The organism is Undibacterium sp. GW821-FHT11H02, assembly GCF_058808015.1.
Map to the genome: position 1 here is coordinate 126,572 of NZ_JBXARG010000015.1, position 10,047 is coordinate 136,618.

Consider the following 10,047-nt stretch of genomic DNA (forward strand, 5'->3'; position numbering starts at 1 on the left):
GGTATGTCCTATAGCCTTGTCTGGTTCAAGCGCGACTTACGCTTGCATGATCATGCGGCCTTGATTGAGGCCGCCTCACGCGGTCCTATTTTATGCTTGTATGTGGTCGAACCGGGTTTGTGGGCTCAGCCCGATGCCGCGCGTCAGCACTTTGAATTCATCTTAGAAAGTTTGCGTGATCTGTACCTCGCATTGCGACAACGTGGTGGACGTTTGCATGTGGTGACTGGCGATATCTTTGACGTGCTCACGGCTTTGCATACTCAAGCGCCTTTTCAAAATCTCTGTGCGCATGAAGAAACGGGAAATGCATGGACTTATCAACGCGACTTGGCCGTAGGGCGCTGGTGTCGTGCGCATCAAGTCAATTTCCTGGAGTATCGACAGTTCGGTGTAGTGCGCAGACTGGCTGATCGCGATCATTGGAAGGCAAGTTGGGATGCACATGTGGAACAAGTTTGTTTGGACATCCCAAAGCAGATGCAATTTGTCGATATGCCTTGCCACCTTCGGCCGAACGACTACAGTTAATTCAAGCTGATCCACCACAGAGACAACGCGGTGGAAGACAGGCTGGCCTAGCCGTTTTATCGTCTTTTTTACACGAACGCAGCGCTTATTATCGCGGAGGAATTTCGTCGCCGCTGTCCGCACCCGATGCTTGTTCTAGGCTCTCACCTTATCTGACATTTGGTTGTTTGAGTTTGCGCGAAATCGTACATGCCACGGTGCAGCGCATGGAGCAACTGCATGATGATCCTTTAATCTCCCAACACCCGTTGGCTACACGGATGAAGCAAGGTTTAAGCGCTTTTGTCAGTCGCCTCTATTGGCATTGTCACTTCATACAAAAGCTGGAATCCGAACCTGCAATTGAAATTCACAATATGCATCGCGGCTACGATGGTTTGCGTGAGCATGATTGGAATGAAGCGCATTTTCAGGCTTTCATACAGGGACGTACTGGCTGGCCTATGGTTGACGCCTGTATCGCAATGTTGCGTGAGACGGGTTGGATTAATTTTCGTATGCGTGCGATGTTGGTGTCGGTGGCGGCCTATCCCTTATGGCTGGATTGGCGTCGAGTCGGTGCGTGGCTAGCAACGCAGTTTTTAGACTATGAACCCGGCATCCATTGGAGCCAGATGCAAATGCAATCAGGCACGACAGGCATCAACGTGCCACGTGTCTATAATCCGATTAAGCAGGCGCATGATCATGATCCGAAAGGCGTATTTGTGCGTCGTTGGTTGCCCGCGATGCGTAAAGTGCCCGATTTGTTTTTATTTGAACCGTGGACGATGCCGACAGATGTTCAGCTCGCATGCGGAATAACATTGGGGCGCGATATCCTAATGCCGCTAGTCGATCTTGAACTCGCGACTCGTGAGGCGAAAGCTAGACTTTTCGCTATTCGTGGTCAGGCGGAAGTTAGAGCCGGTAAATCGGCTGTGGTGAAGAAACATGGGTCAAGGAGTGTGGGAAACAGGAAGCACTTTAAGTGCGATGCAAACGACGCTACATCGATTGAGTTTGACTCCAAGACGGAGCGGGTTGGAGCAAAGCAGTTGGGTTTTGATTTCTAAATTGAATACAAATTTGAATGATCGAAAAATTTGATATGTTTTTTGAAAGTGAAATTATTGTTGTAAACTAGCTCTTTCTTTAAAAAAATTTTGACAATGTCGATTCTTGAAAATTTTATTAAGTTGATCACTTTAGACTATTCGAATTATCCAAAGATTAATTTGAAGAACAAGAATGTTGTGAAGTCGCAATTTGAAAATGTTAGAAAATTTGCGCCGAGACGTAATGCTCTCAATTTTTCCATAGCTTTTCTGATTCTGGAGATATTTCTTTTCGAATTGTTTGTTAACTATTTTGATTTATCCCACAAGGCAGGGGCGCATATAACTTTTCAAATAGCGGTTTTCTTTTTTTTCGGCATCTTGATTATCATTTTGATGCTTCGACTTCGATGTCCAAAATGCAGAGCAATTCCCTATGCCCGGCATATCAGTTTAACTGGTGGAATTTCGTACACAAAAGGAGTCAATCCATTTCCGAGTCGATGTGTTTGTTGTGGTTTTTACCTTCGCGAGGGCGCGTTACGGCGTGATTTGAATCTTTGTCTGAGTCAGAAAGAAAAAACACTTTTCACTTCAAATTCCACTGATGATTGATCTCAATCCGTCAAGAAACAAAATTGATAAAAAGTAACATTTGAGCCGTCCCGTTGATGCCGTTTTTTAAAAATCCCGATTCTTCTGATCACTAGATTTGAACCGCATCGCTTCATTATGACGCAAGGCCTGGTGTTTAGTCTTGCGACCAGATACTCTGGCCCGCCACATTCTGAAGCTCGATGCTTTCATGGTGCTGCGCATGAGCCGGATGACAGCGCTGTCATTTAAGCCGAATTGAGCTTGAATGGCGTCGAAGGTGGTTCGGTCTTCCCACGCCATTTGTATGACTCTATCGATGATAGCTTGATCGATTTGCGGCATCGTCATTTAGGCTTTTTTCGCCCAGGCCATGCACCAGCCTTTGCCATTTACTTGTTTGCCACCTAATGCGGCGCAGTTCGCCCAAGCCTCGGTTGGTTTGCCTTGGTAGAGCATGCAATTTGCGCAGTTTTTACCTGCCGTATAGGCCGGATATTTTTTGCTGTCGACTTTGCTCGCATCGTGCTTGTAGCCAAGTGCTGTCGCTGCTGCTGCGTTTTCATCGATATGGTTTGTTTGCGCGCTGGCTTTCAAGGCGACACCCATACTCAGAGCGGCGGGGATAGTTTGGATCAGAAATTGACGGCGTGTGTTCATTTTATTTAGCTTTTCATATGGTGGTAGGAGGCCTTCGGTAGCTTAATAGCTCAATCTCGCTTACTACTTCAACCCTGATAGCTTAGTCGATCAGTGTTTCCTTGTCCAATAAATGAACCGTAATAAAACGTGATACTATTCAATTTGTCGGTTCAATTTCGGTTCTTTTGGTAATTTCTCTTGTTTGATTGTGAGCGTACTATGAATAATGATTCAAAAAAATCTTCAGCCACGGATCCAAATGCAACTTACCGTAGCGGTGCCGCTGCTCGTTTGTCTGGGGTTCCAGTAGAAACTTTGCGGGTGTGGGAACGTCGTTACAGCGTGACCGATCCGAATCGTTCCGAGCGTGGTCAGCGTCAATATTCATTCGAAGATGTCAGACGTTTAGGCTTGATTAAACAACTGGTGGATGCGGGTAATTCCATTGGTGCGGTTGCTCAACTTGATTTGCAACAGCTACTTGCTATGTTAGGTGCCGTTGCTAATCTTCCTGCAGCACAATCGCAGATGCAGGTGAGCAATGGGCTGCTCCGTATCGCTTTGGTGGGCGTGATGTTGCGTCAGTCCTTGATTAATCTCGATCCAGAATTGAGTAAATTAAGTTTGGTGCAAACCGCATTGAATTTGAAACAGGCCGAGCTGCAATTAAAGGATGTCAGAGTTGATGTGGTCGTGGTTGAGCAAGGTGAACTGACTGCACCCGAAGAACAAATTCCTCTGTTGAGAGCTGCGCAGCAAGCATGCCAGGCTAGCGCAGTGTTGATACTGTATCGCTTTGCCTCTAGTGATGCTATTCGCCAACTGCGAGTGGCGGGATTTCACGTGGCGCGCATTCCTAGTGATATGTTGGAGATTGATCACTTATGCCGTGTCGCCCTGGCAAGGGCCTTGACCTTGGCCGAGCAACAAAGTCGTCATGGACGTATCAGGAAAGTGAGCATCAAGACGCAAGAGAGTGCTCGCAATAATCGACGTGGCGGCATTCCGGCACGTTTGATTGATGATGAAAGTTTGATGTATATCGCAAAGTCAGCGACCAGCATCCACTGTGAATGCCCAAGACACTTGGTCGACTTATTACAGATGCTCACCAGTTTCGAGCGCTACAGTGCGCAATGCGAAAATCGGAATGAAGATGATGCGAGTTTGCATCGAGATTTGCACTACACCGCTGCGCATGCGCGTTCGGCCTTGGAGCAGGCGCTAGTGCGAGTGGCGCAGGCTGAAGGCATACAATATTGAGATAGCATCTTCTCTGAAAGCAAGGCCATGAAAATGCGTAAAAAATCTGAGCTGCCAAGTAAGTTATGCGTCGCGTGCCGCTTGCCGTTTAGTTGGCGCAAAAAATGGGAGAAGGATTGGGAGTCAGTTAAATATTGTTCTGAGCGTTGTCGTCGTTCACCGGTTTCCGCATCGGCAAAATCGCTATGAAAAACTTGATTATTTATTGGTTTCGGAATGATCTTCGGTTAGAGGATAACCCCGCATTGAATCATGCCTGCACATTAGCAGAACGAAGTGGCGCTGCCTTGTTGATGGTGTTTTGTCATACTTCTGCCTACGGTGCATTGCGGTCTAGCCAAACTCAATGGAGATTCGCTCGCATTTCAGCGCACAGGCAGCGATTTTTGCGTGACAGCCTGGACGATTTAGGTCGTCAATTACATCGGCACGAATTTTCTTTACTCGAATTGGAGGGAGAATTGAGTGCGCAAACCGATTTATGGGCGTATTTGTTGCAAGCTTATGAATTGCAAACTATCGTCTGTGAAGAGATAGCTGCGCCGGAAGAATTGACGCAGGTACAGTCTTTGCAAGCATTAAAACTGCCGGTGCACACCATCTGGCAGTCAACGATGTACGCGCCAGAAGATTTTGATTTTGATGTGACGCAGATGCCTGATCAATTTACGGCATTCAGACAAAAGCTAGAGCGGGGCGCTTATTCTGTTCGTCAGCCTGTGTCGTGTGCATTGTCGAAAAATTGCCTGTTATCAGATCCGAACTTGCTAGCGTTTTCAGTATCCATACAAGGCAATCAAGACGGAATTTTCCAACACCCTGAGCAAGATGTTCGTTCCTCTTTCCCCTATGGGACTGCCGAATTTTGCGGTGGAAGTCAGGCAGCTTTACAACATCTAGAGCACTACTTTTCCACAGATTTAGCACACAGCTATAAGCAAACTCGCAATCAGTTGCACGGTACAGAATTTTCCACCAAATTTTCTCCATGGCTGGCAAGCGGCGCGGTATCTGCACCGCAAATTATGGCGGCTTTGCATCAATTCGAAGACGCAAAAGGCAGGAGCGATAGCAGTTACTGGATTTGGTTTGAATTGCTATGGCGCGATTACTTCCGTTTCTTGCATGGCAAATACGGTGTACAGCTTTATCGCGCCAGTGGTTTATCAAAATCACCTGTGAGTTTGCCTGCATTCGATGCACTAAAATTTCAGGCATGGACTCAATCGGGTACTGGGGAGCCTTTGATCGATGCCGCAATGCGTGAACTTGCGGTTACCGGCTATTTATCAAATCGCTTACGTCAGCAAGTAGTCAGTTATTGGCTACATGAGCTTGGCGGTGATTGGCGTGTTGCGGCAGCTTGGTTCGAATCGCAATTGCTGGACTACGATGTTTATAGCAATCAGGGGAATTGTCTGTACTTGGCGGGTTTAGGTACTGACCCGCGTGGCTATTTGGGTGGACGCTGGTTCGATCCCAAAAAGCAGGCGAAACAACATGACCCTGACGGTGAATATCGCCGGTTGTGGAATGCATTTTAAGAACACTATGAAAAATTCTAAGAAAACAGCGCAGACCTTGCGTCTGATTTTGGGCGATCAGCTTAATTCACAACATAGCTGGTTTGCGCATCAGCAAGACGATGTGTTGTACGTGATGATGGAGGTAAGACAAGAAACTGATTACGTCTTGCATCACGCACAGAAGATCATTGCCATCTTCGCGGCGATGCGCGAGTTTGCACGGCGTTTGGAAATGGCAGGACATCGTGTGCATTATTTGATGATCGATGACCCTGAAAACCTGCATGCGATTCCCGCGAATATGGAGAAATTGGCCGCAATTTATGATGCGCAAGAATTTCAATATCAGGCGCCGGATGAATATCGTTTAGATCAGCAATTACAAGCATTTACCCAAAGTACAGCGTTGCGCACTCACATGTTCGATAGTGAACATTTTTTTACCGATCGAGACGAGGCGAGCAAGATTTTTGATGGACGTAAAAAGTGGTTGATGGAGCATTTTTATCGACAAATGCGGTTGAAACATCGTGTCTTAATGGCTGATCAAGCGCCTGCGGGTGGTGCCTGGAATTTTGACCATGACAATCGCAAAGCCTGGCCAGGATTACCGTGGGAGCCAGAAGATTTTCGGCCTCGCCATGATCACAGCACCTTATGGGCGACAATACAAATTGCTGGTGTGAAGAGTTTCGGCGAGCCAAACGCAAAGCAATTTGCCTGGCCTTTGCACAGGGACGAAGCACTCCAGCAATTGCAGGCTTTCGTCCGTTTAGCTTTACCGCACTTTGGTGATTTTCAAGATGCGATGAGCAGCAAGGCGTGGCGTTTGTTTCATTCTCTATTGTCGTTCGCCTTAAACGTCAAGATGATTAGTCCACGCGAAGTGATTGATGCGGTCGAAGCTGCCTGGGCTCGCGCTGATGTGCCGATTGCCGCAGCAGAGGGCTACATCCGACAGATCTTAGGTTGGCGTGAATATGTGCGTGGCGTGTATTGGCATTTTATGCCCGATTATGCGCAAGAAAATGTGTTCGATCATCAAACCGAATTGCCCGCTTGGTTTTGGACAGGCAAGACCAAGATGCGATGTTTATCGCATGCCCTCGGTCAATCTTTAGAACAAGCCCATGCACACCATATCCAGCGCTTGATGGTGATTGGTAATTTCTCACTGCTGGCGGGTCTGCATCCACAACGTGTGCATGAATGGTATCTCGGCGTGTATATCGACGCGTTTGAATGGGTGGAATTGCCAAATACTTTAGGCATGAGTCAATATGCCGATGGCGGCGTGTTAGCGACTAAGCCTTATGTATCGAGTGCCGCTTACATAGATAGGATGAGTGATTACTGCAAGGGCTGTCACTACGATAAAAAGCAACGTACGACAGAGAATGCCTGTCCATTCAATGCGCTGTATTGGGACTTCTTTTCGCGTAATGAAAAACAATTATCGAGTAATCCCCGGATCGGAATGGTGTATCCGCAGTTGCGTAAGATGAGTGTGGAGGCACGCAATGATTTATCGGCACGTGCGATTTTTTTGCGAGAGAATTTGAATGAATTGTGAGGGAATATGATTCGACAAAATCAAGACCACTCGCCAGAAGTTGGTAAGCTGATTAAGTTAAATCCGAAAAAACTTCTGCTGACCAAATGGACTGCGGTAGAGGTCGTCGCTAAGCAAAAGCATTTTTTGGTGAGTCGCGTAGTGCAACCAGACGAACTGAATGCACAAGTCACCGAGATAGAGATTGAAGCGGTTTATTCGGGAAAGAAGCGAGTCATTTTATGGCGAGAATTGCAGGATAGCTCGCGCTGGAAACAGAGTTGGGTGTGATGCATGAAATTCCGCAGGGCGGGTGCAACCCGCGCCGCTAGGCCGTCGTGCAAGTGAGATTGGCCTATTGGATTGATGCTGGGCTACTCCCTTCTCCCGCAAGCGGGAGAAGGGGCGGGGATGAGGGGGCATCAGCAGCTGCTAACAATATCAAGTAACTGCGTTGAACGCTAAACCACCGTCAGCCTAACCCTTACCTGCGTACGGGGTAGGGGATATCAGAGTTGAAATCGCATCGCTGCCATTCCTGCATGCCCAAGTTAACCAATAAATTTGATCATTCGTTTTGTGCCACTTTAGTAAAGGTTCACCTCATGCAACTACACACTTTCCCAAAAGGCTTCCGCGCATGCGTCATAGGTGCAAGCGGTGCCATTGGTGCAGCGTTTGTCCAAGCCCTACAAAATGATCCTCATTGTGCGCGTGTGGTCGCGTTACATAGAAACTCAGTTCCCGCAATCGACTTAACCGACGAGCGTAGTATCGAAGCAGCGGCACAGCAAATTAAATCAATAGGCCCATTTCATCTCATCATTCACGCAGCAGGTATTTTGCATCAGCAAGACTTCATGCCCGAGAAGAAATTAGGCGATCTGAATATCGCGCAAATGCAATCCACCTTCATGGTCAATACTTTTGGCCCCGCCATGGTGTTACGCCATTTTTCACACTTACTCGATAAACAGCGCAGCGTGTTTGCCTTGTTATCAGCCAAAGTCGGCAGCATAGAAGACAATCGTTTAGGTGGCTGGTACAGCTATCGCGCATCGAAAGCGGCGTTGAACATGATGATCAAGACTGCAGCGATAGAGATCAAACGCACGCAGCCAAATGCTGTGGTGATCGCTATGCATCCGGGTACCGTCAATTCGGCATTGTCGCGACCGTTTCGTGGTGAGCAAATTGGTAGACCGCCCGCGCAGGCAGCGGTTGAAATGTTAGAAGTCATCGATAGTTTGCAAGCCGAAGACAGTGCGAGTTTTATTAGTTACAAGGGCGAGCGCTTGCCGTGGTAAATGACGAGGGTAGAATGCAGTCTTGTGTGACGATTGTCCTGACTATCTTGATTGTCTAATCTGCTCGAAAGAAACCATTCATGAAATTGAATTCGCCTCCGCATAAAATGAACCTTCAATTGTGGTTGAAACGTGGCTTGTCGTTGGGCCTGCTGCAGCTTTTGCTTGCCTGTGCAGCCATAGACCCAAATTATATTTTGACGCGCCACATCGGTAATGATGCACCTCCTGCTGGTGTCGCGCTTGATACTGATACGCGGCAGCGTGCTTATGATTTTGTGTGGACTCGTGTAAATGAAGCCTATGTTGATCCTAATCTAAATGGCGTCGATTGGAAAAAAGTCGGACAAGAGTATCAAGCCAAAGTCTTGAGCGCGCCGACGGACGACGCGTTTTGGAAAAATTTGGACAACATGGTGGGTGAACTGGGCGATGCTCATACGCGTGTGTTATCGGCGAAACAGTATGCCTATGATAAAGACAAACGCAGTTATACCTTAGGCTTGGGCGTCGCCGACTTAGGCGGTGAATTAATCGTAACTGGCGTTGCAAAGGAGTCTCCAGCAGAAAAAGCAGGCATCGTCAAAGGTAATAAAATTTTAAGTATAGAAGGTGTCACAGCGAACGATTGGTGGCAGCTACAATTGAGCAAGGCACGCAAAAATTCCACTGAACGCGCACGTTTCAAAACCGTAAAACGTATTCTTAATAGTGGTGATCTGGATGCGCCTTCAGACAGTATCGCTTTACAAGTTGAACGCAATGATGGCACCCAGTTCGACCTCACTTTATTGCGTACAGATTTACCACGCAAAGATAGCTTGACTAGCAAAATGCTCGGCGATGACCTAGGCTATTTGCGATTGACAGGCTTTGATGCCGCGCTTGCCAAAGAACTGGAAGCGACTTATGACAAAGTCAGAGCTGCGCAAGGGCTCGTGATTGATCTGCGCGGCAATGGCGGCGGCGCGCTCAATTTATCGATTGCGATGATGAATCAACTGGTGCAAGGAAAAATTGCGATCGGTAAGCGCATTACTCGCACAGGCAAACCAGCCACTCTATTTTTTGGCTTAATTAGTACCGGAAAATTAGAGCTAGAACTACAAGGCGTGAAGAATCCTTACTTGGGACCAGTGGTAGTTTTGGTCGACAGCGACAGCGCCAGTGCCAGCGAATTTTTTGCAGGAAGCTTGCAAAATATAGGTCGCGCAAAAGTCATCGGTGAAACCAGTTGCGGCTGCTTGCTCGGCTATCTGGGCTACGCCAATGTGCCGGGCGGTGGCGCATTAGCCTACAGCGAATTAGATTTCGCCCCTGTAAATGGCAAACGCATAGAAGGCGTGGGCGTGATACCAGATCAAATCGTCAGCGTTACTCGGGCAGATGTATTGTTGAATAAAGATGCGGGATTGGAAGCAGCAGTGCAGATGTTAAAAGGCATGCAGCAGGAGAGTGTGGTGAAACTGGCTAGGTCTGCTGAATTGAATTTGCAGAACTAGCCTGAATTTTTTAATCGGCGAATTCTAGGATGAAGTGCAATTTATGAACGGTACCGGTTGATGAGGGCAAGATGCGATAGCATTTGTGCCTTT

General features: G+C 47.5%; 11 protein-coding genes. 9 read left to right on the forward strand and 2 right to left on the reverse strand.

Annotated features, from left to right (window positions below):
- Window positions 1-3: 3 nt before the first annotated feature.
- A complete protein-coding gene (locus AC1RR2_RS15265) occupies window positions 4-531 on the forward strand; it encodes a deoxyribodipyrimidine photo-lyase (RefSeq protein ID WP_493223127.1) in 528 nt (175 codons plus the stop codon).
- Window positions 459-1,586 (forward strand): FAD-binding domain-containing protein, encoded by a 1,128-nt coding sequence (locus tag AC1RR2_RS15270; protein WP_493223128.1) that lies wholly within the window; start codon window positions 459-461, stop codon window positions 1,584-1,586. Before AC1RR2_RS15265 ends, AC1RR2_RS15270 begins: the two co-directional genes overlap by 73 nt.
- A 663-nt stretch (window positions 1,587-2,249) precedes the next feature.
- Here AC1RR2_RS15270 and AC1RR2_RS15275 read toward each other — a convergent pair.
- Both AC1RR2_RS15275 and AC1RR2_RS15280 read right to left on the reverse strand, forming a co-directional pair.
- Entirely contained in the window at window positions 2,250-2,507 is a 258-nt protein-coding gene (locus AC1RR2_RS15275) for a TIGR03643 family protein (protein ID WP_493223129.1), read from the reverse strand.
- Window positions 2,508-2,513: 6 nt separating this feature from the next.
- On the reverse strand, window positions 2,514-2,822 hold the full coding sequence (locus AC1RR2_RS15280) for a high-potential iron-sulfur protein (protein ID WP_493223130.1): 309 nt from the start codon (window positions 2,820-2,822) through the stop codon (window positions 2,514-2,516).
- 201 nt (window positions 2,823-3,023) lie between these two features.
- On the opposite strand from AC1RR2_RS15280, the gene AC1RR2_RS15285 reads away from it, so the two are divergent.
- From AC1RR2_RS15285 to AC1RR2_RS15315, 7 genes are all read left to right on the forward strand, one after another.
- Window positions 3,024-4,067, forward strand: a complete 1,044-nt coding sequence (locus tag AC1RR2_RS15285; RefSeq protein ID WP_493223131.1) for a MerR family transcriptional regulator — start codon at window positions 3,024-3,026, stop codon at window positions 4,065-4,067.
- Window positions 4,068-4,100: 33 nt separating this feature from the next.
- Window positions 4,101-4,256, forward strand: coding sequence for a DUF2256 domain-containing protein (locus AC1RR2_RS15290; RefSeq protein ID WP_493223132.1), 156 nt, complete (start codon window positions 4,101-4,103; stop codon window positions 4,254-4,256).
- A complete protein-coding gene (locus AC1RR2_RS15295) occupies window positions 4,253-5,611 on the forward strand; it encodes a DASH family cryptochrome (protein WP_493223133.1) in 1,359 nt (452 codons plus the stop codon). Before AC1RR2_RS15290 ends, AC1RR2_RS15295 begins: the two co-directional genes overlap by 4 nt.
- Before the next feature lie 7 nt (window positions 5,612-5,618).
- Window positions 5,619-7,166 carry a cryptochrome/photolyase family protein gene (locus AC1RR2_RS15300; RefSeq protein WP_493223134.1) on the forward strand — a complete coding sequence of 516 codons (1,548 nt, stop codon included), beginning with the start codon at window positions 5,619-5,621 and terminating at the stop codon, window positions 7,164-7,166.
- Between the two features lie 6 nt (window positions 7,167-7,172).
- A complete protein-coding gene (locus tag AC1RR2_RS15305) occupies window positions 7,173-7,436 on the forward strand; it encodes a TIGR02450 family Trp-rich protein (protein ID WP_493223135.1) in 264 nt (87 codons plus the stop codon).
- A gap of 314 nt (window positions 7,437-7,750) precedes the next feature.
- Window positions 7,751-8,452 carry an SDR family NAD(P)-dependent oxidoreductase gene (locus AC1RR2_RS15310; RefSeq protein ID WP_493223136.1) on the forward strand — a complete coding sequence of 234 codons (702 nt, stop codon included), beginning with the start codon at window positions 7,751-7,753 and terminating at the stop codon, window positions 8,450-8,452.
- 107 nt (window positions 8,453-8,559) lie between these two features.
- Window positions 8,560-9,954 carry a S41 family peptidase gene (locus AC1RR2_RS15315; protein WP_493223137.1) on the forward strand — a complete coding sequence of 465 codons (1,395 nt, stop codon included), beginning with the start codon at window positions 8,560-8,562 and terminating at the stop codon, window positions 9,952-9,954.
- The last annotated feature ends 93 nt before the right edge of the window (window positions 9,955-10,047 follow it).